The organism is Lysobacter hankyongensis (assembly GCF_039543145.1).
GTDB lineage: Bacteria > Pseudomonadota > Gammaproteobacteria > Xanthomonadales > Xanthomonadaceae > Lysobacter_I > Lysobacter_I hankyongensis.
The window spans coordinates 527,312-551,389 of sequence record NZ_BAABJE010000001.1; the positions used below are offsets into that span (position 1 = coordinate 527,312).

Below are 24,078 nucleotides of genomic sequence, written 5' to 3' on the forward strand. Positions count from 1 at the left end.
TCGAATGGACCGCAAGTTGCTCGATCTGCTCGTCTGCCCCGCCACCCGCCAACCGCTCGCGCTGCTGGACAAGCCCGGCCTGGAAGCGCTGAACGCGGCCATCGCCGCGGGCGGCGTGACCCGCGAGGACGGCGCACCGCAGACCGAAACGGTGCGCGAGGCGCTGATCACCCGCGACCGCAAGACCCTCTACCGCATCGACGACGGCATCCCGGTGCTGTTGATCGAGGAGGGCATCCCGGTCGCATCCGTGCACGGCCTGTGAGCGCACAGGTCGCCAACGTCCCGGCGCCGCCGGTCGAGGTGGTCGCCGCCAACGTGACCGCGGCGCTGGCCGAGGATCTCGGCAGCGGCGATGTCACCGCCGCGCTGTTGCCCGATGGCCCCGACATCGCCTATCTGTTGTGCAAGGAAGACGCCGTGATCTGTGGGCGTCCGTGGTTCGACGCCTGTCATCGCGCGCTCGATCCCGACGTGCGCATCGACTGGCGTATCGCCGAGGGCGACCGCATCGCCAAGGGCACGGTCGTCGCCACCCTCGCCGGCCGCAGCCGCGCCCTGGTGAGCGCGGAGCGCGCATCGCTGAATTTCCTGCAGACGCTCAGCGGCACCGCGACCATCACCGCGGACCATGTCGCCGCCGTCCGCGGCACCGGCACGAGGATTCTCGATACCCGCAAGACCATTCCCGGCCTGCGCATCGCCCAGAAATACGCGGTGCGCGTCGGCGGCGGCGACAACCACCGCATCGGCCTGTACGACACGGTGATGCTCAAGGAAAACCACATCCGCGCCTACGGCTCGCTGGGCGGCGCCGTGCAGGCCGCGCGCGCCCTGCATCCGACGCTGCCGCTGATCGTGGAGGTGGAAACGCTCGCGCAACTGCGCGAAGCGCTGGACGCCGGCTGCACCCGCATCCTGATCGACGACTTCGATGCGGCCACACGTCGCGAGGCCGTGCGCATCGCGAAGTCCGCGCCCTGGCACGGGCGCATTCCGCTGGAAGTCTCCGGCGGCGTCGACATGACCACGCTGCGCGGCATCGCCGAAGACGGCGTCGACTGCATCTCGATCGGCGGCCTGACCAAACACGTGCGCGCGATCGATCTGTCCTTGAAACTCGGGCCTCCGCCGGGCGGTTGATCGCGCGGCGCCGCTGCCCGGGAAGTCGCGGGTCAACCGAACCAGTACTGGTGCATCGTCGCGAGGAATTCCGGCGTGATCGGATAGCCCGACTGCGAACCCAGCACCGAGTCCACGCCGCAGTGCGGGCACAGCGCGGTCTGGCCAAGACCGTCGCCATCCTCGGCGGCATCGACCCATTCGCCGATATCGCCGGGTTCGAAGGTGCTGCGGCAGTAGAAACATCCGCAGATCACGCTGGCCAGCACTTCCGCGCGATGCAGACTGGAGCGGTCGTGCGCCGCCTTGAGCGTGGGATCGTGCTGGTTCATATCACGGCGTTCATGTCACAAGGTTCATATCGCGAGGTTCATGCCAGGAGGCTCACGTCAGAGCAGGACCGCCACCACGATCGCCACGACGACGAGCGCCAAGACCGGCCACAACCAGCGCGGCGCGCCGGCACCGGCGCCGGCCGGCGCGGATGATGCGCCACCGATGGCATCCTGGCCGAGTTCCAGCAACTGGAAACGCACGGTGTCGAAACCGATCTCGTCGCCCGGCAACGCCACCGCGCGCTGCACGCGCTTGCCGTTGTGGAAGCTGCCGTTGGTGGAACCGAGGTCTTCGATCACCACGCCTTCGTTGGTCGGAATGAGTTTGGCGTGTTTGCGCGAGAGGCTGGTGTCTTCGAGGCGCAGCTGGCAGTCCGGCGCGCGGCCGACGATGGTCGCACCGGTGAGCGGATAACTGCGGCCGAGGATGCGCCCGCTCTGCGCGCGCAGCGCGTATTTCGGCAATGCGGCGCGGACGGTGGTGGTGCCCACATCGTCGGCATCAGGCGACGGCGCGGCGCCCGCGGGACGCGGCGCGTCCAGCGCGAGCAGCGATGCCTGCACGCCACCGAACGCGATCTGGTCGCCGGTGCGCAATGCGATCAGGCCATCCACCGGACGCTGGTTCACGGTCACCACGGCGCCCGGCGCGATCTTCAGTCGCACGCCCTGCGGCGTGACCTGCAGTTCGCAGTGCTGGGGCAGGATGTCGGGCCCGCTGAGACCGATATCGGCATCGATCGCCGAGCCGATGCGTTTGACGCCCTGCTGCAGCAGGGTGGGCGGAAATTCGCCGGCGGCGAACACGAGCTTCATGGGCGATCTTGCTCCGGTGGAGGGATTGCATCCGATGCGCGACGACCGCACATTGGAGGAATGCCGACTTTACTGATCCTGATGATTCTGGGTGCGATGGTGTTCGCATTCTGGAGCGCGTCGCGGGCCGCTGCGGAACGGGCCGTGCGCCTCGGCGGCGAGGCCTGCCAGGCCGCCGGCGTGCAACTGATCGACCAGACCGTACACGCGACCGGGCTGCGCCTGCGCCGCGGCGAAGACGGCCGGCTCGGTTTCGAGCGCAGCTTCCGCTTCGAGTATTCGGAGGACGGCACCGACCGCCACATCGCCCGGCTGGTGCTGCACGGCGAGCGTCTGGTGTCGTTCAGCGGCCCGGTGGCCTCGGCCTCGCGGGTCATGCTGGACTGAAGCATGCTGGACGGAACGTCGCCGTTCCTGCGTTGCTGGATCGATCGCATGGCTTCCCCCCCGGAACCCGTACGCCGGCACGAAGCCGTCGCGTTATTTGACCACCCGCAGATGCCCGCCGCGTTTCGGCGGCGGCGCGAGATCGTCGCCGCCGTCGCCGCCATCGTCGTCGTCCGCGTGCGTTTCGTCCAGCCCCGGGGCTTCCTCGGCCGGCAGGACGGGTTCTTCCGGCAGTCCCATGCCCTGCCCGGTCTCGCGGGCGTAGATCATCATGACCGCGCCGACCGGCACGCGTACCGGGTGGCTCACGCCGCCGAAGCGCGCGGTGAAGGTGATCAGCTCATTGCCCATGTCCAGCCCGACCACCGCGCGCTCGGCGATGTTCAGCACGACCTTGCCTTCGTTCACGGCGAACGCGGGCACCTGCACGCCCGGGCGGCCCGCATCCACCATGAGGTGCGGAGTCATGCCGTTGTCGGCGATCCAGGCGTAGAGCGCCCGCAGCAGGTACGGACGGTGGCTGGTCATGCGTGTCGACGGGCCTTCGCTCATGGCCGGAGTGTACTCCCGGGATCGTCCGGCAAGAATGCGAGGCCGATCAGGCCGGCAGGTCGCGCAGGCTTTTTTCCTGCGGGGTCAGGCTGCGGACGAAACCGGGGTTGCGGAAAATCCGATTGCCGTAATCCTCGATCGCCTTGCCGTCGCTCGGGAGCGGCACATCGAGCGCATGCAGGCGCCACACGATCGGCGCCATCGCGCAGTCGGCGAGGCTCATTTCGTTGTTGAGGAAGAATTTGCTCGCCTTGAACAGCGGCACCGCGGCGGTGAGCAGTTCCTTGAGGCGCTTGCGCCCGGCTTCGGCCTGCTGGCGGTTGCCGAACTGCACCGCCTGCACCTGCGGCACCCAGTCGTGTTCGATCCGCAGCATCGCCAGCCGCAGACGCGCGCGCGACAGCGGGTCGATCGGCATCAGCGGCGGATGCGGATAACGCTCGTCGAGGTACTCGCTGACCACGGAGGCCGCATACAGCACGAGGTCGCGTTCGACCAGGGTCGGCACCGAGTGGTAGGGATTCAGATCGATCAGGTCTTCGGGCGGATTCTGCGGATCCACCGGCACCAGATCGTAGGTCACGCCTTTCGCCGCCAGGACCAGGCGAACCCGGTGGCACAGCACATCGTCGACGGAGGAAAACAGGGTCAGAGCATTACGCATACGCGAACTCGCCATCCATCTTCATTAAGACGAAAGGCGACCGGACGAGCCGGCCGCCCTGCGTGTGATCGTCGTCGATCGAAGGCAGCGCTGCGCCATCAATGCACGTCGCGCCAGTATTCCTTCTTCAACAGCCACGCCATGAACGTGAAGAACGCCAGGAACAGCACCACCCACACGCCAGTCTGCTGGCGCTTGAGCGCGCCCGGCTCGCCGACGTATTCGAGGAACGCGGCGATGTCGCGCGCAGTCCGGTCGAATTCCTCGGCGCTCTGGGTGCCTGCCTGGGCGATTTCGAGACGTTCGACCGGGGCTTCGCCGGTCTTCTCGTCCTTCTTGCCGTAGACCGCGCGCTGCAGGCCCTGCATCTCCCACAGCGGGTTCGGCATCGAGGCGTTGGGGAACAACTGGTTGTTCCAGCCCAGCGGGCGCGATTCGTCGAGATAGAACGACTTCAGGTAGGTGTAGACCCAGTCGCTGCCGCGGACGCGGGCGATCAGGCTGAGGTCCGGCGGCGCCTTGCCGAAGGACTTCTCGGCGAGCGCGACCGGCATCGCACTGATCACGTGCTCGCCGAACTTGGCGCCGGTGAAGTTCAGGTTGTTCATCACCTGGTCTTCGCTCAGGCCGAGATCGTCCGCGATGCGCGAGTAACGCATGTATTTCAGCGAATGGCAGCCGACGCAGTTGTTCATGTACAGCTGCGCGCCGCGCTGCAGCGAGGCCTTGTCTTCGATGTCGGTCCCGGCGTGCTGCAGGGCGCCGCCCTCGGCGGCCAGCGCCGAAAACGACACCAGCATGCCGGCGAGGACGGTCGAAGCGCGCTTGAGGATCGAAGTCTTCATCGTGGCGGTCGGGCCCATGGAAGTCCGGAAGGAGGCTGGCTTAGTCATGCATCGTCACCCGTTCCGGCACCGGCTTGGTCTTGTCGATCTTCGTCCACACCGGCATGGTGAGGAAGAAGAGGAAGTAGTAGACGGTCAGGACCCGACCGATGATGGTTTCGACCGGATCGGTGCCCGGACCGGCGCCGATCTTGCCCAGCCACACGAAGCTGATCGCGAACATGAGCAGCATCGCCCAAGACAGCTTGCCGCGGTAGCGGTAGGACTTGACCTTGGCGCGATCCAGCCACGGCAGCACGAACAGGATCGCGATCGCCGCGAACATCACGATCACGCCGCTGAGCTTGTGCGGCACAACGCGGAGCATCGCGTAGTACGGGGTGTAGTACCACACCGGCTTGATGTGCGCCGGCGTCACCAGGCGGTTGGCCTCGGTGAAGTTGTCGTGCTCGAGGAACCAGCCGCCGAAGGCCGGCGCGAAGAACGCGATGAAGGCCGCGATCAGCAGGAAGCAACCGACGAAGAACGTGTCCTTCACCGTGTAGTACGGATGGAAGGGGACGCCGTCGGCCGGTGCGGTCGGCGACCAGCGGTTGCCCTTCGGGCCCTTCTTGATCTCGACACCGTCGGGATTGTTCGAACCCACTTCATGCAGCGCGCCGAGATGCAGCACGACCAGCAGCAGCAGCACCAGCGGCAGCGCGATGACGTGCAGCGCGAAGAAGCGGTTGAGGGTGGCGTCGCTGGGCAGGTAGTCGCCCATGATCCATTCGGTCAGCGCCGGCCCGATCTTCGGGATCGCGCCGAACAGCGAGATGATCACCTTCGCGCCCCAGAACGACATCTGGCCCCACGGCAGCACGTAGCCCATGAAGGCTTCGGCCATCAGCACGAGGTAGATCAGCATGCCGAGGATCCACACCAGCTCGCGCGGCTTCTGGTACGAGCCGTACATCAGGCCGCGGAACATGTGCAGGTAGACGACGATGAAGAACATCGACGCGCCGGTGCTGTGCATGTAGCGGATGGTGTCGCCGCCGGCGACGTCGCGCATGATGTATTCGACCGAGGCGAAGGCTTCCGCAGCGCTCGGCTTGAAGTGCATCGTCAGGAAGATGCCGGTGACGATCTGGTTGGCCAAGACGACCGTGGCCAAGATGCCGAAGATGTACCACAGGTTGAAATTCTTCGGCGCGTAGTACTCGGTCATGTGCTTCCGGTAGAACGGCATGAATGCCGGCGCCCGGTAGGTGAACCAGTCCATCGCGTTGTTGGCGGTGCGGGTCAGGATGTTCGCCATGGCTTACGCGCTCCCTTCCGGATCGACGCCGATCACGATCGTGTTGTCGTCGGAGAAATGGTGCGGCGGCACCGGCAGGTTGGTCGGCGCGGGCACGCCCTGGAAGACGCGACCGGCCATGTCGAACTTCGACTTGTGGCACGGGCAGAAGTAACCGCCCTTCCACGCCGGATCGAACGGCTCGGGCCGGATTTCGGCCTTCATTTCCGGCGAGCAGCCCAGATGGGTGCACAGACCGACCAGCACCGAGATGTCCGGCTTGATCGAGCGGAACTCGCCCTTGATGTAGGACGGCTGCTGATCGAGGTTCTCGGACTTCGGATCGCGCAGTTCGCCATCGAGCGTCGGCAGCGCGTCGAGGGTCGCCTTGGAACGCTTGACGATCCAGATCGGCTGACCGCGCCATTCGAAGATCAGGCGCTGGCCTTCCTGCAGCCCGCTGATGTCAGCGATCACCGGGGCGCCGGCGAGTTTCGCGCGGGCGCTCGGGAACCAGGACTTGATGAAGGGGACCGAGGCGCCGGCGACACCGACGGCACCCACCACGGCGGTGGAGGCGGTCAGGAAGCGGCGACGACCCGCGTCAACCGGTTGCGCGCCGTCACCATGCTGGTGATCCGACCCGCCTACGACTTTTGTTGCCATCCGGCACTCCGCGAAAGCATTGGGATACTTGGGTTGCGGGCAGGGTCCGTTTCCGAAGCCGGCCGGCAAAGACGACAAAGTGTAACGGAACGCTGAATCGGCCGACAATGTTTGGCTTGGCCGCGCCGGACGCGGGCGGGGCCGAGGGCCGGGAAAGGGCCGCGGATGCGGGCGAAAAAGCGTCGGCCGCCGGTGACGGCGGGCCGGACAGACCGGTCAGCCGCGGCCGCCGAGCACGCCCCGGTAGCGCTCGGCGAGAACGCGGACGCGCTCGACATAGCGCCGGGTCTCGCTGTAGGGAGGAACGCCCTTGTAACGGTCGACCGCGCCTTCGCCGGCGTTGTAGCCCGCGGCGGCCAGGGTCAGATCGCCGTTGTAGCGCTTGAGCAGCCAAGCTAGGTATTGGACGCCGCCGTGGATGTTCTGCGCGGGATCGTAGGAATTGCCGACCCCGAAGCGGCGTGCGGTCGGCGGCATCAACTGCATCAGGCCTTCCGCGCCGACCCGCGAACGGGCGTTCGGGTTGAACGAGGATTCTGCGTGGATGATGGCGCGGACGATGGCCTCGTCGACCCCGTGCCGGGTGGCGGCGGCCCGGATCTCGGCGGCGTAGGCGTCGATGTTCAGGCGCAGGGTGCCGAAATTCACGCCCGGCAGCGGGGCGCAGGCATAGCAGGTCTCGAGGAAGCTGTAGCGGATCGAGCGGACGGCGGTGGCGCCGGCCACGCCGCGCGGCGGCTTGCTGGTGTAGTGGCGCACGCCATCCTTGATATACGAATAGACCTGTCCTTCCACCCGCCGGGTCGTGCCCTGCCGAGGCGCGGCCGGCGGCGGTGCGATCGGCTGCAGCGGGACGGCGGGTGCGATCGGAGCGCCGACAACCCCGGCGACCGGCGTCGAGATCGCGCCGATCGCGGGCGCAGGCAGGACGGCGGCGGTCATGGGCTCGCTGGCCGAGCGCGCGGTGCTCGCCGACGACGGCGCACTGCGCGCGGCCGCGGTGGATGGCGTGTAGCTGCTGACGACGGTGCACTTGGCGCCTTTGACCCGCTTGCTGGCGTAGGTGCGGCTGCCGTCCGGGCTCTCGCAGCGATAGACCGTGCCGGCATGCGCCGCGGGCGCCGCCAGCGTCGCCGCCATCAGCATGCCGATAAAGAGAATGACGGAGCCCCGGGTCATGGCCGAGGAGTGTCCCCGGATTCGAAAGCTTTGCCAAGTCCTTGATCGGCTTGAGCCGACGAACGCGGCAGCCGCATCGATTCCGGCCATCGCCGCCGACCGCCGCCGGCCGCGGCTACACTGTGCGCCCTTTCACGACTCCGGCCCGGAATCACCGCCGCGCCCCGGACACCGCCATGACCGACACTCCCGCTTCGCAGGCCGCCGCGCCGGCCACCGCAACCGCTCCGAAAAAACTCTTCATCGAGACCCACGGCTGCCAGATGAACGAGTACGACTCGGCCAAGATGGCCGAAGTCCTGGGCGCCGAAGAAGGCATGGTGATGACGGAGAACGCCGACGAAGCCGACGTGATCCTGATCAATACCTGCTCGATCCGCGAAAAAGCGCAGGAGAAGGTCTTCAGCCAGCTGGGCCGCTGGCGCGCGCTGAAGGGCCGCGAGCGACCGGTGGTGATCGGCGTCGGCGGCTGCGTCGCCAGCCAGGAAGGCGAAGCCATCATCAAGCGTGCGCCGTACGTCGATCTGGTGTTCGGCCCGCAGACCCTGCACCGTCTGCCCGACCTGCTCCGCGCCAAGCGCGAGACCGGCAAACCGCAGGTCGACATCAGCTTCCCGGAGATCGAGAAGTTCGATCGCCTGCCCGAGCCCCGCGCCGAAGGCCCCACCGCGTTCGTCTCGATCATGGAGGGCTGCTCGAAGTACTGCAGCTTCTGCGTGGTGCCCTACACCCGCGGCGAAGAGGTCAGCCGGCCGTTCGAGGACGTGCTGGTCGAAGTGGCCCAGCTCGCCGCCCAGGGCGTGCGCGAAGTCACCCTGCTCGGCCAGAACGTCAACGCCTATCGCGGGCCTTACGGAGACAACGAGATCGCCGACCTCGGCCTGCTGATCCGCACCCTCGCCGAGATCGACGGCCTCGAACGCATCCGCTTCACCACCTCGCATCCGCTCGAATTCAGCGACTCGCTGATCGAGGCCTACCGCGACGTACCCAAGCTCGCGAATTTCCTGCATCTGCCGGTGCAGTCCGGCAGCGATCGCATCCTCTCGGCGATGAAACGCGGCTACACCGCGCTGGAGTTCAAGCAGAAGATCCGCAAGCTGCGCGCGGTGCGCCCCGACATCTCGATCAGCTCGGACTTCATCGTCGGCTTCCCCGGCGAGACCGACGCCGATTTCGAGAAGACCATGAAACTGATCGAGGACGTCGGTTTCGACCAGAGTTTCTCCTTCATCTATTCGCGCCGCCCGGGTACGCCCGCGGCCGACATCGAAGACACCGTGAGCAACGACGAGAAGCACGCGCGCCTCGCGCGGCTGCAGGCCGCGATCAACGACAACGCGAAGCGGATCGCGCAGGCGATGGTCGGCACCACCCAGACCGTGCTGGTCGAAGGCCCGTCGAAGAAGAATCCGAACGAGCTTACCGGCCGCACCGAAAACATGCGCTTCGTGAATTTTCCGGCGCCCGTCGGCGCGAACCTGATCGGACAGTTCGTCGACGTGGTCGTCACCGAAGCGATGAGCAATTCGTTGCGGGGGCGACTGGCCGGCTGAAAGCCACCGATGCGCGGCCGCCGGCCGCGCATCGTCAGTACAGCGGCGTGCCGTTGTCGTAGGCGACGACGAATGCCTGCCAGTCCAGTTGCACCTGCGCGGCGTATTCGAACGCGAAGGCGGAGATCTCCGCCTTCAGGCCGCTCTTGCTGGTGATCGCATCGGCGACCTGCTTGTCGATGCTGTAGGTGACGATCGTCGCGTCGTAATCCTGATCGGAGATGGCGTGCGCGGACGCCAGGGCCTGCCCGAAATAGGTCGCGGCGGTATTCATCCTGCCGGCGGTACTCAGCAGCGTGTAATCGAAGTCTTCCTGATACGGCGATTTCTCGTGCACGTAGTACGGCCTGCCGGCGACGCTCGCGTGCCCGATCAGCACATCCGCGTTGATGCGTTGCGCCTTCGCAGTCTTCGCCACCCGCGCGCCTTCGTGGGCGCCATAGGACGACGCTGGCAACCGGCCACCGTTCGCGATCGCCACCACGCTGGTCGACGCCTGCTTCATTTCCAGGATCACGTCATCGGTGGTAGCCGTCGACGCCCCCTGCACCAGCACGTAGTAGCGCAGTTTTCCGAGGCTGCCGACGCCGGACCCGAGTTTCTGACGGATATCCTTGACCGCGTAATAACTCGCGGCATATCGCTTCGATGCGGCGATGGAATTCACATAACCGCCCACCGCGCCGACGATGGCGCTGTAGGTGGCTGCCGGCACCGGCACGAGGTTCGGCAGGTCCTGGAAAGACCGCGCGCTGCCGCTGAGCCGGGTGTATTTCGACAAGAGGGCGGCGCGGGTCTTGCCGTCGGCCTCGACGATGGTGTCGTCCACCACGCCGGTGGTATTGCCCGGGGTGAGCTGGAAGCTCAGCTCGGCGCCGGAACCCTTGAAATCGCTCATCTTGTCGGCGTACGCGCCGACCAGGGTCTCGATCGCGGTACGGATGTCGGTATCCGCAAGACCGTTCTCTCGCCCGGCCAACACCATGCCGACCGCCAGCCGCCGCAGGTCCCACACGTACTGGCCGAGCTGGCCTTCGTCGAAATCCGAGACCGCGAATACGGCCTTGCCGCCGCTGTCGCGCGAGGCATCGAAATTGCCCAGGTGCGTGTCGCCGCCGATCCAGGCATATCCGGTCTGGCTGGTGGCATAGGCCGACGCCGGCATCGTCGTCATGTCGCGGAAGAAAAGATGATCGGTCCCGCGATAGAAGCCGTAGGCGCTCTGCGCCATCGTCGCCATCTTGGTTTCCAGTTCGCCGGTTGCGGCGGCCGCATACGGATGGTTGTACGCGTAGATCTCGGACACCACCCAGCCGGACCGCGGCGTCGCCGCGAACGCGGAGACCGTCGCGGAACCCATCGTGCAGAGCATCGCGCACACCGCCAACACCGGAATCTGGAACACGCGCATCGTCATCGTCCATGCAAATGGGTCCGCAAGCTTGTAACAGCGGCAGATGTCAGAACGATGGCATCCGCGAACGCGCGGCGCCGGCGCATGCGGAAACGATGCGGCGCCAGCCGACCCGCATCGATGCCCATCGGAAACGCCGTGTGAACCCCGACTTCACACAGACGCCATCCTGCGCCCGCCCCGGCCGCCCAGACTGCGCCCGACTTCCCCGCAGGAGCCCGCATGGCCGCAGTCCCCGAACGCGAATACGATCTACTGATCGTCGGCGCCAGTTTCGCCGGCGCCGCCTGCGCCATCGCCGCGGCGCAGTACGGCCTGCGCGTCTGCGTGCTGGAGCGCAAGCGCGACCCCGGCCTGAAGCTGCACACCACCGGGATCATCGTGAAGGAAGCCGCGGAACGCACCTGGCTGAACCGGATGCCGGCGGATCTCGTGCGCCGGGTCGAACGCGTGCGTCTGTACGCGCCGAACCTGCGCAACGTCGCGCTGCAGGTGCCGGACTATTACTTCCTGACCACCGACACGCCGAACCTGATGCGCTGGCTGGCCGACGAAATGCGTGCGCAGGGCGTGGACCTGCGCCTGTCGCAGTCGTTCCTGCACGCCTCGCGCGAACCGGATGCGCGCCGCGGCCGCTGGCATCTGCCGGGGATCGGTCGCACCCATTGGCTGGTCGGTGCCGACGGCGCGAAATCGCGGGTCGCGCAGCGCTTCGGTCTGGGCCACGTCCGCGATTTCCTCTACGGCGTGGAATACGAGTTCGCGGGCCTCGAATTGCGCGAACCCGATGCCCTGCACTGCTTCGTCGACAAACGCTTGGCGCCCGGCTACATCGGCTGGGCGACGCAGAACCCCACCGGCGTGCAGTTCGGCCTCGCGTTCCGGCATCGCCCTTCGCGCAGCGGCGCGCCGGACATCGACGCGCTGCGCGCGCGCGTGGGCCACGCGCTGGGCATCGCCGACGCGCTGACGCCCAGCGCGATCCGCGCCGGCCTGATTCCCTGCGGCGGCCCGGTGTCTCCGCTGGCGCAGCCCGGCGTGCTGTTGACCGGCGATGCCGCGGGCATCGTCTCGCCGGTCACCGCCGGCGGCATCCATTCGGCCTGGCAGCACGGCTGGGCCACCGGCGAGGCGGTCGCCCGCCATCTGCGCGACGGCGGCCCGTCGCCGGAGCGCGTGGTCGAACGCGCGGCACCGCGCTACCGGATCAAACGCGCCCTGCGCTGGGCCTTCGATCATGCGCAGATGGACTGGCCGTTCGACCTGATGCTGGGCTCCGCGCCGATGCGCTGGGCGGCGGAGCACATCTACTTCGGGCGGAGACATGCGGCGTGATGGCGTCGCCCCTGCCCTCGCCGAAGACTCCGGTCGCGGGCATGCGCCGGCGCGACGCGCGACTCAGCGCAGTTCGAAGGCGTCCGCGTCCAGCATCGCGGGGAAGCGCTCGCGGTGCGCCGCGAGTTCCTTCGCCTGCAGCGTGGTGGTGACGACCACTTCCTCCTCGCCGCATTCGCTCACGGGTTGGCCGAGGAAATCGATCACCGCGCTGTCGCCGGAATAGTGCAGACCGTTGCCGTCGGTGCCGACGCGATTCAGGCCGCCGACGTAGCACAGGTTCTCGATCGCGCGCGCGCGGAGCAGGGTCTTCCACGGGTACGCGCGCGCCGACGGCCAATTGGCGACATACAGCAGCAGGTCGTAATCGGGTTGCCCCGGGCGCTCCACGTCGTAACGATTGCGCGAAAACACCGGAAAACGCAGGTCGTAGCAGACCAGCGGGCAAATTCGCCAGCCGCGCCAGTCGACGATCAATCGATCGCGCCCGGCGGCGTAACGTTCGTGCTCGCGGCCGTAGCGGAAGAGGTGGCGCTTGTCGTAGGTGCGCAGATCGCCGTCGGGCGTGGCGAACAGCAGCCGATTGAACACCCGGTCGCCGTCGCGCAGCTGCACGCTGCCGCAGATCGCGGCATCGAGCGCATGCGCCTGTTCGCGGATCCACGCGACCGTCGGCCCGTCCATCGTCTCGGCCTGGGCGACGGCCTCGTTGGAAAAGCCGCTGGTGAAGGTCTCCGGCAACAGCACGAGATCGGTCGTGCCGCGCAGGCCGGCGATCAGATGGGCGTAGTACTCGCGGTTGCCGGCCGGATCGTGCCAGCGGGTGGCGCCCTGGACGAGAGTGATGCGCAAGTCTTCCATGTCAGAGCCTCATCAGGCGTTCGATCGCGGCGTCCAGCGTCGTCTCGTTCTTGGCGAAACACAACCGCGCCAGGCGCTGGCCGGCCGGCGGGGTCTCGTAGAACGGCGACAGCGGGATCGCGGCCACGCCCTTCTCGATGGTCAGCCAGCGGCAGAATTCGAGATCGTCCAGACCGCTCACCGCCGAGTAGTCGACGAGCTGGAAGTAGCCGCCCGGCACCGGCACCGGCACCAGCTTCGTATCGAGCAACTGCGCGCGGAACCGGTCGCGTTTGGCCTGGTAGAAGGCGCCGAGCTGCTCGTAGTGCTCGGGTTCGGCGTCGATCATCGCCGCGAAGGCGTGCTGCGCCGGATGGAAGGTGCAGAACACGTTGTACTGGTGGACCTTGCGGAACTCGGTGCTCAGCGCAGGCGGCGCGATGCAGTAGCCGACCTTCCAGCCCGTGCAGTGATAGGTCTTGCCGAAGCTGGAGATCACGAAGGCGCGTTCGCGCAGTTCCGGGTAGCGCAGCGCGGATTCGTGGCGGGCGCCGTCGAAGACGATGTGCTCGTAGACCTCGTCGGACAGCAGCCAGATCCCGGTGTCGCGCAGGATCTCCGCGATCGTGCGCATGTCGTCCTCGCCGAGCATGGCGCCGGACGGGTTGTGCGGGCTGTTGATCATCAGCATCCGCGTCTTCGGGCCGATGGCGTCGCGCACCCGCTGCCAGTCCGGGGCGAAGGTCTGCGGGTCGAGCGGGATGTGCACGGCGCGCGCGCCGGCCAGGTCGATCGCCGGCTCGTAGCAGTCGTAGCAGGGATCGAGCACGATCACTTCCTCGCCCGCGCGCACCACCGCATGGATCGCGTTGAAGATCGCCTCGGTGGCGCCGCTGGTGACGGTGATCTCGGCGTTCTCGTCGGGACGGACGCCGTAGACCCGTTCGGTCTTGTCGGCGATGGCGCGGCGCAGCGCGGGAATGCCGGTCATCATCGAATACTGGTTGTGGCCGGCGCGCATCGCCTTGTCGAGCTCGTCGACCAGCCGCTGCGGCACCGGGAAATCGGGAAAGCCCTGGCCGAGATTGATCGCGCCGTGTTCGGCCGCGAGCTGCGACATCACGGTGAAGATGGTGGTGCCTACCTTGGGCAACTTGCTGTGCTGCATGCGGGGATCCGTGGAATGGGCGGCGATGACGCGGGGGGGAGGCGAAGACGGTGCGACGGCGCATTCGACGCTGGCCTAGCACATCCTTCGCGGCGGGCGCCAGAGTTTACGGGGCCGCGCGTCCGGGTTAAACCTGTCGCCCATGATGCAACCGTCCCTTCTGTCCGCCGGCGAGGCCCGGATCGCCGAACTCGTGCGGGCGTACCTCGTCGCGGAATACCGCTGGGAGCTGGACGGCGAGTGGCTGAATCTGCGGATCGGCACGCCGGCCACCGAGGTCGCGCGCCGCTATCCCGACGCGACCCGCTTCGGCCTGCTCTCGGCCTGGGACCCGTTTTCGATCCAGCGCCCCGAATCGGTCAACCGCGATGCCGACGACGCGCTGCAGGACGATCTGCTGGACAGCCGGCGCATCTTCCGGCCGGCGTTTTCATCGGCCGCCAACCGCTCCTGGCGCGAACCGAGCTGGCTGGTGGTGGACATGGCGGCGGCCGAATTCGATGCGCTGTCGCGCCGTTATGGCCAGCTGGCCACGCTGTACTGGAACGCCGAAGCGCCGGTGCGGATGCGGGTGGACGCCGCGCGGCCCGCCGCGTTTCCCGAACATCCCGCGATCGACTGGCTTCGGGGCTGAAGCGCCCGGTGCCCCGGCGTCGCGGCGCCGCATCCGCAGATCGACCGGCGCGACGGCACGATCGCAGCAAAGCCGGCCGCCAGCCCGTAAAATCGGCGCGATGACCGCGCCTTCCCCTTCCGTGCCGCTTCTGTCAGCCCGCGGCCTGCGCTTCGCGCGCAACGACGAACCGGTGTTCGGACCGCTCGATTTCGAGGTCGATGCCGGCGAAGCGCTGTTGATCCGCGGCGACAATGGCGCCGGCAAGACCACCCTGTTGCGGGTGTTGGCCGGCCTGCTGCGACCGGAAGACGGGCGCATCGAGATCGACGGCCACGCCACCGTCACGCCCGAACGCACCCGCGCCCTGGCCTATCTCGGCCACCTGCCGGCGCTGAAGGCCGACCTCGGCGCACTCGAAAATCTCGAATTCCTCTGCGGTCTGCACGGTCGCCGCGAAGGTCAGTCGGCCGAGGCGGCGATGCGCATCGTCGGCCTGGACGGTTACCAGGACGCGCTGGCCCGCCAACTGTCGGCCGGGCAGAAGAAGCGGCTGTCGCTGGCGCGGATGTGGCTGTCGCCGGCACCGGTGTGGCTGCTGGACGAGCCCTACGCCAATCTCGACCTCGACGGCATCGAACTGGTCAACCGCATGGTGCAGGCGCATCTGCGCGAGGGCGGCGCCGCGCTGGTCACCACCCACGGCGCCTACGCCGCGCCGCCGGTGCGCACCCGCGAGCTCTTGCTGAGGCGTGCGGCATGAACGACACGTCGCCTCCGCCGCGCATGGGTATCGCCGGCCACCCGCCATCCCTGCTGCGGTCCGCCCGCGCCCTGCTCGCCCGCGATCTGCGCCTGCTGTGGCGCCGCCGCGGCGATGCCCTGCAGCCCGCGCTGTTCGCATTGATCGTGGTGGTGCTGTTCGCGCTGGCGCTGGGCAACGAGCCGAAGCTGCAGGCGCAGGTCGCCGCCGGCGTGCTGTGGGTCGCGGCCCTGCTGGCCGGCCTGCTGGCGCTGGACACGCTGTTCCGCGGCGACGCCGAGGACGGCTCGCTGGAACAGTGGATGCTGGCGCCGGTGCCGCTGGCGTGGCTGGTCGCGGTGCGCACGTTCATGCACTGGGCCACCACCGCGTGGCCGCTGCTGCTGGCCACGCCTTTCCTGGCCGAACTGCTGCATCTGCCGCACGCGCAGTTGCCGGTGCTGATGACCGGGCTGGCGCTGGGCACGCCGCTGCTGAGCCTGATCGGCGCGGTGGTGGCGGCGCTCACCGTGGGCATGCGCCGCTCCGGTATCCTAGTGGGACTGCTCGCGTTGCCGCTGTACGTGCCGGTGCTGGTGTTCGGTGCCGGCAGCGTCGCCGCCAGCGCGCAGGGGCTCGACGCGGTCGGTCCGATGCTGCTGCTGGCGGCGGGCCTGGTCGTCGCGATGGTGCTGGCGCCGCTGACCGCGGCGGCGGCGATCCGGATCGCGGTGAACTGAGCGCATCGCGACGCGCTTGAGACAGGTCAATGCCCCGCATTCCCCCCGCGACGACAATCCTGCACGCCTTCCACCCCGCCACCCCGACGAAGACACGCGATACCCACCCATGAATCCGGTCGTCCGCTGGTTCCACCAACTCGGCTCGCCGCCGTATTTCGACCGCTTCGCCGCGCGCTGGGCGCCGTGGTGCTTCGGGCTGGCGCTGCTGGTCATGGCCTGGGGCATCTGGGGCGCGCTGTTCGGGGTGCCGGCGGATTACCAGCAGGGCGACAGCTTCCGCATCCTCTACATCCACGTGCCGTCGGCGTGGATGAGCATGTTCATCTTCGCGCTGATGGCGTTCTATTCGGCGATCGCGCTGATCTGGCGGATCAAGCTGTGCGAGATCCTGGCGATGGCCTGCGCGCCAATCGGCGCCGGGTTCACGGTGATCACGCTGGCGACCGGTTCGATCTGGGGCAAGCCGATGTGGGGGACCTGGTGGGAATGGGACCCGCGGCTGACCAGCGAACTGGTGCTGCTGTTCCTGTATCTGGGCGTGATCGGTCTGTATCAGGCGATCGACGACCGCCGCAACGCGGCGCGCGCGGCGGGTCTGCTGGCGATCGTCGGGGTGGCGCTGCTGCCGGTGATCCGCTATTCGGTGGAATGGTGGAACTCGCTGCACCAGGGCCAGACGATCAAGGTGTTCGGCGAGTCGAGCATGGACCCGAGCATGCTGCCGCCGCTGATCGCGATGGTGATCGGCACCAAGTTCTGGTTCCTCGGTTCGCTGCTGCTGCGCGCGCGCGCCGACAATCTCGAGCGCGAGGCCGGCAAGGACTGGGTGCGCGAGCGCGCCGCGGCGCAGGCGTCCGCACGATGAATGCCACCGGCATGACCTATCTCGGTTACGTCGTCGCCGCCTACGCGGTGTTCGCGGTGGTGCTGCTGTGGGATCTGGCCGCGCCGCTGCTGCGCATCCGCCGGGTGCTGCGCAACGTGCGTCTTCGCGCGCGACGCGCGGCGGCGAAGGACGCCCCTCTTCCTCCGGAGCTGCAACGATGAATCCTTCGCGCAAACGGCGCATGTGGCTGGTGCTGGCGGTGCTGGCCGCGGCGGTGGTCGCGACCGGTCTGGTGACGCTGGCGCTGCAGCGCAACGTCGCCTATCTGTACACGCCGCGGGAAGTGCTGGGCGGCGATGCCGGCGCGAAGGTGATGACCGGCGACGTGATGTTCCGGCTGGGCGGGATGGTGGCGGCGGATTCGTTCGAGCGCGCCGAAGGTTCGATGGAGGCGCGGTTCCGGGTGACCGACGGCGATGCCGAACTGCCGGTGAGCTACACCGGGATTCTTCCGGATCTGTTCCGCGAGAAGCAGGCGGTGGTGGCGACGGGCCGGATGCGCGACGGCGTGTTCATGGCCGAGCAGGTGCTGGCGAAGCACGACGAGACCTACGTGCCGAAGGAAGTGGCGGACAAGATGGGTCTGGCGCACAAGAAGCACAACGTGCAGACGACGAGCCTGCCTGCCACGGACATGCCTTCCGCGGGCGCGCCGGCCCCAGGCGATGAGGCCGCGACGGCCGCACCGGTGCCGGAGCGCTGATCCGCATGCATCTGCTTCCGGAGTTCGGCCAGATCGCCCTGATCCTCGCGCTGCTGGTGGCGTGCCTGCAGTCGACGCTGCCGCTGATCGGCGCGCATCGCGGCCTCGCGCCGTGGATGGCGGTGGCGCGGCCCGCGGCATGGGCGCAGCTGGCGCTGGTCGGCGTGGCGTTCGCCATCCTCACCTGGGCATTCGTGGCCCAGGATTTCTCGCTGCGCTACGTCGCGCAGAATTCCAATTCGCTGCTGCCGATGGTGTACCGCTACTCGGCGGTGTGGGGCGCGCACGAAGGCTCGCTGCTGCTGTGGGCGCTGATCCTCGCGGTGTGGACCGCGGCGGTGGCGGCGTTCTCGCGCGGCCTGCCGGACGCGGTGGTCGCGCGCGTGCTCGGCACGATGGGCGTGGTCAGCCTCGGCTTCCTCGCCTTCCTGATCTTCACCAGCAATCCGTTCGAACGCGTGCTGCCGGCCGCCGCCGAAGGCCGCGACCTCAATCCGCTGCTGCAGGATTTCGGCCTGATCGTGCATCCGCCGATGCTCTACATGGGCTACGTCGGTTTCGCGGTGCCGTTCGCCTTCGCGATCGCCGCGCTGCTGGACCGCGGATCGTCGTCGAAGGCGATGGTCGCCAGCTGGCTGCGCTGGACGCGACCGTGGACGAATGTCGCCTGGGCCTTCCTGACCCTCGGCATCGCGCTCGGCAGCTGGTGGGCGTATTACGAACTCGGCTGGGGCGGCTGGTGGTTCTGGGATCCGGTCGAAAACGCATCCTTCATGCCCTGGCTGGCCGGTGCGGCGCTGCTGCATTCGCAGGCGATCACCGAGAAGCGCGGCAGCTTCCGCAGCTGGACCCTGCTGCTCGCGATCGCCGCGTTCTCGCTGTCGCTGCTCGGCACCTTCCTGGTGCGCTCAGGCGTGCTCACCAGCGTGCACGCGTTCGCGGCCGATCCCGGCCGCGGCCTGTTCATCCTGATCTTCCTCGGCATCGTCATCGGCGCGTCGCTGGTGCTGTATGCGCTGCGCGTCACCGACGAAGACGGCGGCAAGCCTTTCGCCGGCGCTTCGCGCGAAGCGCTGCTGCTGATCAACAACGTCTTCCTCACCGCGGCCTGCACCGCGGTGCTGCTCGGCACCCTGTTCCCGCTGCTGCTGGACGCGGTCGGCAGCGAGCACAAGATCTCGGTGGGCCCGCCTTATTTCTCGCTGCTGTTCATCGTGCTGATGACGCCGATCGTGCTGCTGCTGCCGCTGGGCCCGCTGATCCGCTGGCAGCGCGATCAACTCGGCCGCCCGCTGCGCCTGCTGCTGCCCTGGGCGGGATTGGCGCTGGTCGCCGGCGCCATCGCGTATTTCATGGCGCCGCAGGGCCCGCTGAAGACCGCTGCCGGCGTGGCCGGCGCGGTGTGGATCGCCTTCGGCACCGCGCGCTTCGTGTGGCAGCGCGTGCGCACGCTCGGCAGTCCGCTCACCGCGGAAATGTTCGGCATGGTGCTCGCGCACGGCGGCATCGCGGTGTTCCTCATCGGCGCCCTGCTGGTCGAAGCGCAGGTGCAGCAGCGCGAGATCGCGATGAAGCCCGGCGAAACGCTGACGCTCGGCCGCGACAGCGTCCGCTTCGACGGCGTGCAGCGCTTGCAGGGCCCGAACTACGTCGCCAGCCGCGGCACCGTGCACGTGTACCGCGACGACCGCCTCGTCACCGTGCTGCACCCGGAAAAGCGCGAATACGCCAGCGGCGGTCAGGTGATGACCGAAGCCGGCATCCGTCCCGGCGTGACCCGCGATGTCTTCGTCGCCCTGGGCGAACCGCTCGGCGGCGGCGCCTGGGCGGTGCGCGTGCACATCAAGCCCTTCATCCGCTGGGTCTGGCTGGGCGCGGTGCTGATGGCGCTGGGCGGGTTCGTGACCGCGCTGGATCGACGGTTCCGCCGGAAGAGCGCGAACGACGCGAACGACACGACGCCTGTCGCGACGGGAGGCACCGCCTGATGTCCGCCAAACGCTGGCTTCCCTTCCTCGTCTTCCTGCTGATCGCCGCGCTGATGGCCGTCGGCGTGTGGATGAGCCGCCGCCCGGACCGCGACGCCCTGCCCTCGCCGCTGATCGGCAAACCGGCGCCCGAATTCGCGCTGCCGGTGCTGCACGAGCCGAACCGCATCGTGTCCTCGAAGGACCTGCGCGGCCAGCCCTATCTGCTCAACGTCTGGGGCAGCTGGTGCCCCGAATGCCAGGTCGAACATCCGGTCATCACCCGCTTCGCCGAGACCAAGCGGGTGCGCGTGATCGGCTACAACTGGAAGGACGAACGCGCCGACGCGCTGGCGTGGCTGGAACGCTTCAACAATCCGTACTGGCTGGTGCTGGCGGACGAGGAAGGCGGCACCGCGATCGATTTCGGCATCTACGGCGCGCCCGAGACCTTCCTGGTCGATGCGAACGGCGTCGTGCGCTGGAAACACGTCGGCGCGATGACCGACGACATCGTCCGCGACGAACTGCTGCCGCTGCTCGACGCGTTGGAGCGCGAACGATGACCGCGACGCGCCTCCGGATCGCGATCTGCGCGCTGCTGCTGGCGCTGTGCTGCGGCGCGGCCTTCGCGCAGAAGGCGGTCGACGGCACGCCGCTGCAGTTCCACGACACCGCCGAAGAACAGCGCTTCCACGACCTCGTCGCCGAACTGCGCTGCGTGATGTGCCAGAACCAGTCGCTGGCCGATTCCAACGCACAGATCGCGGTCGATCTGCGCCGCGAAGTGCTCGCGCTCATGCGCGAAGGCCGCAGCGATCAGGAAGTGCGCGATTTTCTGGTCGCGCGCTACGGCGAGTTCGTGCTGTACCGGCCGATGATCACCGCGAAGACGTGGCTGCTGTGGTTCGGCCCGCTGCTGTTCGCGCTGGGCGGCGGCATCGTGGTCTGGCGCCTGCTGCGCCGCAATCGCGGCGCACTGCCGCCGCCGGCCAACGTCGACGGCGACGATTCCCAGGAGTGGTGATGCAAGGTTCCGCTGCGCTCGTCTTCGCCCTGATTGCGGCCACCGCCACCCTGGTCGCCCTCGGCTTCGTGCTGCGCCCGCTGTGGCGCGCGCGACCGCGTTCCGCGGCCGCCCTGCTCGCCGGCTTCAGCGTGCTGGCGGCGGTGCTGTATCACCTCGTTGGCACGCCGGTCGCGCTCGACGCCGCCATGGTCGAGCGGCCGGACACGCTCGAGGAAGCGGTCGCGCAATTGGAACGCAAGCGCGACGAATTTCCCGATCACGAAGGCTGGGTGATGCTGGCCACCGCGTACGGCCGTCTCGGCAAGGCCGCGCAGGCCCGCGATGCGTGGCGGGAGGCGCTGAAGCGCGCGCCCGACAACGCCGACGTGCTCGCCGCCGCCGCGGAAGCGCGCGCGCAGGCCGACGCCCAGCGCGGCTTCGATGCCGAAGCCGTCGGCTATCTGCAGCGCGCGCTGAAGGCCGACCCGCGCCACCAGCGCGCGCGGTTCTTCCTCGGCATCGCCCTACGGCAGCAGGGCAAGCCCGCAGAAGCCGCGCGGACGTGGGAGCCGTTGCTGGCCGAGATCGACGCCGGAAACGCCGTCACCCTGCGCGCCGAAATCGATGCCGCGCGCATCGACGCCGGATTGCCCGCGTTGCCGGATGCACCGCCACCGGCCGCGGCCGGTGCGCTCACGGTGCAGGTCGCGCTCGATCCCGACTTCGCCGCGCGCGTACGCCTGCGCGGCGACGCCACCGTGTTCGTGATCGCACGCGCCCCCGATGGCCCGCCGATGCCGGTCGCGGTGGAGAAGCACACCGTGGCCGATCTGCCGTTGCGCATCACGCTCGACGACGCCGACGGCCCGATGCCGACCGCAAAGCTGTCCGCACTGCGCGAAGTCGAAGTGATCGCGCGCATCTCCGCAAGCGGCAACCCGATGCGCCAGGACGGCGATCTGGAATCGAAGCCGGTGCGCGTCGCATTGCCGGCGAACGCCCCGATCGAACTCACGCTCGGCGCGCAATGACCGCAGGCCGGGCACCGCGCGCGGCCCGGCGCATCGCCGCGATCGCGCGCTGGCTGCTGTGGCCGTGCGCATTCGCCCTGATGCTGCCCCTGCTCAACCGGCTGCAACCCGCATCCCCGGGTACCCTCGGCTGGCTGCTCGATCTGGCCGCGCACTGGCAGTGGGAGTACGCGGTCGTGTGGTTCGCGCTGTGCCTGCTCTGCGCGATGCGCGACCGGCGATACCTGCTGCTCGCACCGTTCGCCGCGCTGCCGCTGTTCACCGCGACGCGCATGCTGCCCGCGTCCGACGGCGAAGGGCCTTCGCTGGTGATCGTCGCGGCGAACGTGAATCTCGCGAACCGCGATCCCGCGCCTCTGGCGGCTTGGCTGCGCGCGCAGCCGGCCGATGTGGTGATGCTGACCGAGCTGACGCCGGCCTACGCCGACGCCCTCGCGAACGCGCTCGTCGATCTCTATCCGCACCGCGCGTTCGCGCCGGACGATTCTGCCTTCGGCATCGGCCTGTTGTCGCGCCACCCGCTGACCCGCATCGAACGCCGCGGCAGCGTCGACGGCATTCCTTCGCTGGGCGCGGACATCGCGCTGGACGGCGCCGCGGTGCGCGTCGTCGCCGTGCATCCGATGCCGCCGATGGCGCCGCACTGGCAAGAGGAACGCGATCGCCTGCTGCGGATGCTGGCGGGCGGCGCGGCCGCAACGCCCATGGTGGTCGCGGGCGATCTCAATGCCACGCCGTGGTCGACCGCGCTGGCCGGCGGCGCCCGCGGTGGCCTGTTCCGCGCCACCGGCAGCGCGCCGACCTGGCCCGGGCGGCATATCGGCATTCCGATCGATCATGTGCTGGCCAGCGCGCACTGGCGGCGCGGCGAAACCGTGCGCGGGCCCGCCATCGGCTCGGATCACCTGCCGGTCAGGGCGACGCTGCGGCGCGCCGGGCGCTTCGTGGAACGCTGATGCCACGGCGGCGTCCTCGGAAAACCGCAGTCCATCGCGTACGATCCGCGCTTCCGCCCCAGATGAACGACCGGATCGCAAGGATGACCGAATTCATTCCGCCAGGCAGCCGCTTCATCGACCTGCCCTCACCGTTCCCGCTGAAGCGCGGCGGCGCGCTGCATGGCGCGCGCATGGCCTACGAAACCTGGGGCGCACTGGATGCCGACGGCGGCAACGCCATCCTGATCCTCACCGGGCTCTCGCCCGATGCGCATGCCGCCAGCCATGCCGGCAATCGCGAACCGGGCTGGTGGGAATCGATGCTCGGGCCCGGCAAGTACATCGACACCCGCCGCTGGTTCGTGATCTGCGTGAATTCGCTCGGCAGTTGCAAGGGCTCGACCGGACCCGCCTCGATCGACCCCGACACCGGCCGCAGCTATCGGCTCGATTTCCCCGAGCTGTCGGTCGAGGACGGCGCCGATGCCGCCGCGCACGTGGTCCGCGCGCTCGGCGTCGAACGTCTGGCCTGCGTCATCGGCAATTCGATGGGCGGCATGGTCGCGCTGGCGCTGCTGCAGCGCTTTCCCGGCATCGCCCATGGCCATATCAACATCTCCGGCGCCGCACGCGCGCTGCCGTTCTCGATCGCGATCCGCTCGCTGCAGCGGGAAGCGATCCGCCTCGATCCGCAGTGGAACCTGGGCGAATACGACGACGACGCCTACCCCGAAGCCGGCATGCGCATGGCGCGCAAGCTCGGCGTGATCACCTATCGCTCGGCGCTGGAGTGGGACGGCCGTTTCGGTCGCGTGCGCCTGGACGCCGACCGCCGCGTCGGCGACGACCCGTTCGGGCTGGAATTCGAGGTCGAAAGCTATCTCGAAGGCCATGCGCGCCGTTTCGTGCGCCGCTTCGATCCGAACTGCTATCTCTACCTCAGCCGCTCGATGGACTGGTTCGATCTCGGCGAATCCTGCCACGGCACCTGCGAAGAAGGCCTGTCGAAAGTGCGCGTGAACCGCGCGCTGGCGATCGGCGTCTACACCGACATCCTCTTCCCGATCGAGCAGCAACAGGAAATCGCCGACGGCCTGCTGGCCGGCGGCACCGATGCCCAATGTCTGGCCCTGCCCTCGCCGCAGGGCCACGACGCATTCCTGGTGGACATCGCCCGCTTCGGACCCGCGGTGCGCGGCTTCCTCGATTCGCTGTAAGGCGGGCTCCGGCCCGCCACCGCCACCTCGCGCGACGATCGCGCGAAAGCACCCCCGCAGGATCCCTCCGC

28 protein-coding genes are annotated in these 24,078 nt (G+C 68.4%); 17 read left to right on the forward strand and 11 right to left on the reverse strand.

Going from position 1 to position 24,078, the window contains the following annotated elements:
- The first annotated feature begins 4 nt into the window (after nucleotides 1-4).
- Together ABD974_RS02430 and nadC are read left to right on the forward strand one after the other, a co-directional pair.
- Nucleotides 5-265, forward strand: a complete 261-nt coding sequence (locus ABD974_RS02430) for a Trm112 family protein (RefSeq protein ID WP_345301670.1) — start codon at nucleotides 5-7, stop codon at nucleotides 263-265.
- Nucleotides 262-1,143, forward strand: coding sequence for a carboxylating nicotinate-nucleotide diphosphorylase (gene nadC, locus ABD974_RS02435; RefSeq protein WP_345301671.1), 882 nt, complete (start codon nucleotides 262-264; stop codon nucleotides 1,141-1,143). Before ABD974_RS02430 ends, nadC begins: the two co-directional genes overlap by 4 nt.
- 32 nt (nucleotides 1,144-1,175) lie before the next feature.
- Here nadC and ABD974_RS02440 read toward each other — a convergent pair whose 3' ends face one another.
- Both ABD974_RS02440 and ABD974_RS02445 read right to left on the reverse strand, forming a co-directional pair.
- Nucleotides 1,176-1,454, reverse strand: coding sequence for a cytoplasmic protein (locus tag ABD974_RS02440; RefSeq protein ID WP_345301672.1), 279 nt, complete (start codon nucleotides 1,452-1,454; stop codon nucleotides 1,176-1,178).
- Nucleotides 1,455-1,511: 57 nt separating this feature from the next.
- Complete coding sequence (locus ABD974_RS02445) at nucleotides 1,512-2,273, reverse strand: FHA domain-containing protein (protein ID WP_345301673.1); 762 nt, start codon at nucleotides 2,271-2,273, stop codon at nucleotides 1,512-1,514.
- A gap of 60 nt (nucleotides 2,274-2,333) precedes the next feature.
- On the opposite strand from ABD974_RS02445, the gene ABD974_RS02450 reads away from it, so the two are divergent.
- Entirely contained in the window at nucleotides 2,334-2,660 is a 327-nt protein-coding gene (locus ABD974_RS02450; RefSeq protein ID WP_345301674.1) for a DUF3301 domain-containing protein, read from the forward strand.
- A gap of 93 nt (nucleotides 2,661-2,753) precedes the next feature.
- Here the strand turns inward: ABD974_RS02450 and ABD974_RS02455 are convergent, their stop codons facing one another.
- From ABD974_RS02455 to ABD974_RS02480, 6 genes are all read right to left on the reverse strand, one after another.
- Entirely contained in the window at nucleotides 2,754-3,212 is a 459-nt protein-coding gene (locus tag ABD974_RS02455) for a ClpXP protease specificity-enhancing factor (protein WP_425562614.1), read from the reverse strand.
- A 46-nt stretch (nucleotides 3,213-3,258) separates the two neighbouring features.
- Entirely contained in the window at nucleotides 3,259-3,891 is a 633-nt protein-coding gene (locus ABD974_RS02460; RefSeq protein ID WP_345301675.1) for a glutathione S-transferase N-terminal domain-containing protein, read from the reverse strand.
- 83 nt (nucleotides 3,892-3,974) lie between these two features.
- Nucleotides 3,975-4,721 carry a cytochrome c1 gene (locus ABD974_RS02465; RefSeq protein ID WP_345301676.1) on the reverse strand — a complete coding sequence of 249 codons (747 nt, stop codon included), beginning with the start codon at nucleotides 4,719-4,721 and terminating at the stop codon, nucleotides 3,975-3,977.
- A gap of 40 nt (nucleotides 4,722-4,761) precedes the next feature.
- Nucleotides 4,762-6,021 carry a cytochrome b gene (locus ABD974_RS02470; protein WP_345301677.1) on the reverse strand — a complete coding sequence of 420 codons (1,260 nt, stop codon included), beginning with the start codon at nucleotides 6,019-6,021 and terminating at the stop codon, nucleotides 4,762-4,764.
- Between the two features lie 3 nt (nucleotides 6,022-6,024).
- Nucleotides 6,025-6,666 carry a ubiquinol-cytochrome c reductase iron-sulfur subunit gene (gene petA, locus ABD974_RS02475; protein WP_345301678.1) on the reverse strand — a complete coding sequence of 214 codons (642 nt, stop codon included), beginning with the start codon at nucleotides 6,664-6,666 and terminating at the stop codon, nucleotides 6,025-6,027.
- A 216-nt stretch (nucleotides 6,667-6,882) separates the two neighbouring features.
- Entirely contained in the window at nucleotides 6,883-7,845 is a 963-nt protein-coding gene (locus ABD974_RS02480) for a lytic transglycosylase domain-containing protein (RefSeq protein WP_345301679.1), read from the reverse strand.
- 176 nt (nucleotides 7,846-8,021) lie between these two features.
- Here ABD974_RS02480 and miaB point away from each other — a divergent pair, with 176 nt between their 5' ends.
- A complete protein-coding gene (gene miaB, locus ABD974_RS02485; RefSeq protein WP_425562615.1) occupies nucleotides 8,022-9,401 on the forward strand; it encodes a tRNA (N6-isopentenyl adenosine(37)-C2)-methylthiotransferase MiaB in 1,380 nt (459 codons plus the stop codon).
- Nucleotides 9,402-9,435: 34 nt separating this feature from the next.
- Here miaB and ABD974_RS02490 read toward each other — a convergent pair whose 3' ends face one another.
- On the reverse strand, nucleotides 9,436-10,812 hold the full coding sequence (locus ABD974_RS02490) for a DUF2252 domain-containing protein (protein ID WP_345301680.1): 1,377 nt from the start codon (nucleotides 10,810-10,812) through the stop codon (nucleotides 9,436-9,438).
- Between the two features lie 225 nt (nucleotides 10,813-11,037).
- On the opposite strand from ABD974_RS02490, the gene ABD974_RS02495 reads away from it, so the two are divergent.
- Nucleotides 11,038-12,150 (forward strand): NAD(P)/FAD-dependent oxidoreductase, encoded by a 1,113-nt coding sequence (locus ABD974_RS02495; protein WP_345301681.1) that lies wholly within the window; start codon nucleotides 11,038-11,040, stop codon nucleotides 12,148-12,150.
- 63 nt (nucleotides 12,151-12,213) lie between these two features.
- On the opposite strand, the gene ABD974_RS02500 is transcribed toward ABD974_RS02495, so the two are convergent.
- Together ABD974_RS02500 and ABD974_RS02505 are read right to left on the reverse strand one after the other, a co-directional pair.
- Nucleotides 12,214-13,011 carry an amidohydrolase gene (locus ABD974_RS02500; RefSeq protein WP_345301682.1) on the reverse strand — a complete coding sequence of 266 codons (798 nt, stop codon included), beginning with the start codon at nucleotides 13,009-13,011 and terminating at the stop codon, nucleotides 12,214-12,216.
- Nucleotide 13,012: 1 nt separating this feature from the next.
- Nucleotides 13,013-14,158, reverse strand: a complete 1,146-nt coding sequence (locus tag ABD974_RS02505) for a pyridoxal phosphate-dependent aminotransferase (RefSeq protein ID WP_345301683.1) — start codon at nucleotides 14,156-14,158, stop codon at nucleotides 13,013-13,015.
- A 142-nt stretch (nucleotides 14,159-14,300) separates the two neighbouring features.
- On the opposite strand from ABD974_RS02505, the gene ABD974_RS02510 reads away from it, so the two are divergent.
- The 12 genes from ABD974_RS02510 to metX all read left to right on the forward strand — a co-directional run bounded on the left by ABD974_RS02510 (nucleotide 14,301) and on the right by metX (nucleotide 24,007).
- Nucleotides 14,301-14,792, forward strand: a complete 492-nt coding sequence (locus tag ABD974_RS02510) for a DUF3293 domain-containing protein (RefSeq protein WP_345301684.1) — start codon at nucleotides 14,301-14,303, stop codon at nucleotides 14,790-14,792.
- Nucleotides 14,793-14,892: 100 nt separating this feature from the next.
- Nucleotides 14,893-15,534, forward strand: coding sequence for a heme ABC exporter ATP-binding protein CcmA (gene ccmA, locus ABD974_RS02515; protein ID WP_345301685.1), 642 nt, complete (start codon nucleotides 14,893-14,895; stop codon nucleotides 15,532-15,534).
- A 23-nt stretch (nucleotides 15,535-15,557) separates the two neighbouring features.
- Nucleotides 15,558-16,253 carry a heme exporter protein CcmB gene (gene ccmB, locus ABD974_RS02520; protein WP_345301948.1) on the forward strand — a complete coding sequence of 232 codons (696 nt, stop codon included), beginning with the start codon at nucleotides 15,558-15,560 and terminating at the stop codon, nucleotides 16,251-16,253.
- 109 nt (nucleotides 16,254-16,362) lie between these two features.
- A complete protein-coding gene (locus ABD974_RS02525; RefSeq protein WP_345301686.1) occupies nucleotides 16,363-17,121 on the forward strand; it encodes a heme ABC transporter permease in 759 nt (252 codons plus the stop codon).
- Nucleotides 17,118-17,303 (forward strand): heme exporter protein CcmD, encoded by a 186-nt coding sequence (gene ccmD / locus ABD974_RS02530; protein ID WP_425562616.1) that lies wholly within the window; start codon nucleotides 17,118-17,120, stop codon nucleotides 17,301-17,303. Before ABD974_RS02525 ends, ccmD begins: the two co-directional genes overlap by 4 nt.
- Nucleotides 17,300-17,845, forward strand: a complete 546-nt coding sequence (gene ccmE / locus ABD974_RS02535; RefSeq protein WP_425562617.1) for a cytochrome c maturation protein CcmE — start codon at nucleotides 17,300-17,302, stop codon at nucleotides 17,843-17,845. The genes ccmD and ccmE overlap by 4 nt, the downstream gene beginning before the upstream one ends.
- 11 nt (nucleotides 17,846-17,856) lie before the next feature.
- Nucleotides 17,857-19,833 carry a heme lyase CcmF/NrfE family subunit gene (locus ABD974_RS02540; protein ID WP_345301950.1) on the forward strand — a complete coding sequence of 659 codons (1,977 nt, stop codon included), beginning with the start codon at nucleotides 17,857-17,859 and terminating at the stop codon, nucleotides 19,831-19,833.
- Complete coding sequence (locus tag ABD974_RS02545; RefSeq protein ID WP_345301687.1) at nucleotides 19,833-20,378, forward strand: DsbE family thiol:disulfide interchange protein; 546 nt, start codon at nucleotides 19,833-19,835, stop codon at nucleotides 20,376-20,378. Before ABD974_RS02540 ends, ABD974_RS02545 begins: the two co-directional genes overlap by 1 nt.
- Nucleotides 20,375-20,839 carry a cytochrome c-type biogenesis protein gene (locus ABD974_RS02550; RefSeq protein ID WP_345301688.1) on the forward strand — a complete coding sequence of 155 codons (465 nt, stop codon included), beginning with the start codon at nucleotides 20,375-20,377 and terminating at the stop codon, nucleotides 20,837-20,839. Before ABD974_RS02545 ends, ABD974_RS02550 begins: the two co-directional genes overlap by 4 nt.
- Nucleotides 20,839-21,852, forward strand: a complete 1,014-nt coding sequence (locus ABD974_RS02555) for a tetratricopeptide repeat protein (RefSeq protein WP_345301689.1) — start codon at nucleotides 20,839-20,841, stop codon at nucleotides 21,850-21,852. The genes ABD974_RS02550 and ABD974_RS02555 overlap by 1 nt, the downstream gene beginning before the upstream one ends.
- The gene (locus ABD974_RS02560; protein ID WP_345301690.1) at nucleotides 21,849-22,808 is read left to right on the forward strand and encodes an endonuclease/exonuclease/phosphatase family protein; all 960 of its coding nucleotides are present in this window, start codon (nucleotides 21,849-21,851) and stop codon (nucleotides 22,806-22,808) included. Before ABD974_RS02555 ends, ABD974_RS02560 begins: the two co-directional genes overlap by 4 nt.
- 83 nt (nucleotides 22,809-22,891) lie before the next feature.
- Nucleotides 22,892-24,007 carry a homoserine O-acetyltransferase MetX gene (gene metX / locus ABD974_RS02565; protein ID WP_345301691.1) on the forward strand — a complete coding sequence of 372 codons (1,116 nt, stop codon included), beginning with the start codon at nucleotides 22,892-22,894 and terminating at the stop codon, nucleotides 24,005-24,007.
- Nucleotides 24,008-24,078 lie beyond the last annotated feature (71 nt).

What these genes read in the sequence shown, in the direction of transcription:
- ABD974_RS02510 (WP_345301684.1), top strand. Translation starts at nt 14,301, where the DNA reads ATGATGCAACCGTCCCTTCTGTCCGCCGGCGAGGCCCGGATCGCCGAA.
- ABD974_RS02500 (WP_345301682.1), bottom strand. Translation starts at nt 13,011, where the DNA reads ATGGAAGACTTGCGCATCACTCTCGTCCAGGGCGCCACCCGCTGGCAC.
- ABD974_RS02465 (WP_345301676.1), bottom strand. Translation starts at nt 4,721, where the DNA reads ATGAAGACTTCGATCCTCAAGCGCGCTTCGACCGTCCTCGCCGGCATG.
- ABD974_RS02480 (WP_345301679.1), bottom strand. Translation starts at nt 7,845, where the DNA reads ATGACCCGGGGCTCCGTCATTCTCTTTATCGGCATGCTGATGGCGGCG.
- ABD974_RS02430 (WP_345301670.1), top strand. Translation starts at nt 5, where the DNA reads ATGGACCGCAAGTTGCTCGATCTGCTCGTCTGCCCCGCCACCCGCCAA.
- ABD974_RS02455 (WP_425562614.1), bottom strand. Translation starts at nt 3,212, where the DNA reads ATGAGCGAAGGCCCGTCGACACGCATGACCAGCCACCGTCCGTACCTG.
- ABD974_RS02550 (WP_345301688.1), top strand. Translation starts at nt 20,375, where the DNA reads ATGACCGCGACGCGCCTCCGGATCGCGATCTGCGCGCTGCTGCTGGCG.
- ccmD (WP_425562616.1), top strand. Translation starts at nt 17,118, where the DNA reads ATGAATGCCACCGGCATGACCTATCTCGGTTACGTCGTCGCCGCCTAC.
- ABD974_RS02495 (WP_345301681.1), top strand. Translation starts at nt 11,038, where the DNA reads ATGGCCGCAGTCCCCGAACGCGAATACGATCTACTGATCGTCGGCGCC.
- ABD974_RS02525 (WP_345301686.1), top strand. Translation starts at nt 16,363, where the DNA reads ATGAATCCGGTCGTCCGCTGGTTCCACCAACTCGGCTCGCCGCCGTAT.
- ABD974_RS02450 (WP_345301674.1), top strand. Translation starts at nt 2,334, where the DNA reads ATGCCGACTTTACTGATCCTGATGATTCTGGGTGCGATGGTGTTCGCA.
- ABD974_RS02460 (WP_345301675.1), bottom strand. Translation starts at nt 3,891, where the DNA reads ATGGCGAGTTCGCGTATGCGTAATGCTCTGACCCTGTTTTCCTCCGTC.
- ABD974_RS02505 (WP_345301683.1), bottom strand. Translation starts at nt 14,158, where the DNA reads ATGCAGCACAGCAAGTTGCCCAAGGTAGGCACCACCATCTTCACCGTG.
- ABD974_RS02445 (WP_345301673.1), bottom strand. Translation starts at nt 2,273, where the DNA reads ATGAAGCTCGTGTTCGCCGCCGGCGAATTTCCGCCCACCCTGCTGCAG.
- ABD974_RS02470 (WP_345301677.1), bottom strand. Translation starts at nt 6,021, where the DNA reads ATGGCGAACATCCTGACCCGCACCGCCAACAACGCGATGGACTGGTTC.
- ABD974_RS02545 (WP_345301687.1), top strand. Translation starts at nt 19,833, where the DNA reads ATGTCCGCCAAACGCTGGCTTCCCTTCCTCGTCTTCCTGCTGATCGCC.
- ABD974_RS02490 (WP_345301680.1), bottom strand. Translation starts at nt 10,812, where the DNA reads ATGCGCGTGTTCCAGATTCCGGTGTTGGCGGTGTGCGCGATGCTCTGC.
- ccmB (WP_345301948.1), top strand. Translation starts at nt 15,558, where the DNA reads ATGGGTATCGCCGGCCACCCGCCATCCCTGCTGCGGTCCGCCCGCGCC.
- ABD974_RS02440 (WP_345301672.1), bottom strand. Translation starts at nt 1,454, where the DNA reads ATGAACCAGCACGATCCCACGCTCAAGGCGGCGCACGACCGCTCCAGT.
- petA (WP_345301678.1), bottom strand. Translation starts at nt 6,666, where the DNA reads ATGGCAACAAAAGTCGTAGGCGGGTCGGATCACCAGCATGGTGACGGC.
- metX (WP_345301691.1), top strand. Translation starts at nt 22,892, where the DNA reads ATGACCGAATTCATTCCGCCAGGCAGCCGCTTCATCGACCTGCCCTCA.
- ABD974_RS02560 (WP_345301690.1), top strand. Translation starts at nt 21,849, where the DNA reads ATGACCGCAGGCCGGGCACCGCGCGCGGCCCGGCGCATCGCCGCGATC.
- ccmA (WP_345301685.1), top strand. Translation starts at nt 14,893, where the DNA reads ATGACCGCGCCTTCCCCTTCCGTGCCGCTTCTGTCAGCCCGCGGCCTG.
- miaB (WP_425562615.1), top strand. Translation starts at nt 8,022, where the DNA reads ATGACCGACACTCCCGCTTCGCAGGCCGCCGCGCCGGCCACCGCAACC.
- ccmE (WP_425562617.1), top strand. Translation starts at nt 17,300, where the DNA reads ATGAATCCTTCGCGCAAACGGCGCATGTGGCTGGTGCTGGCGGTGCTG.
- ABD974_RS02555 (WP_345301689.1), top strand. Translation starts at nt 20,839, where the DNA reads ATGCAAGGTTCCGCTGCGCTCGTCTTCGCCCTGATTGCGGCCACCGCC.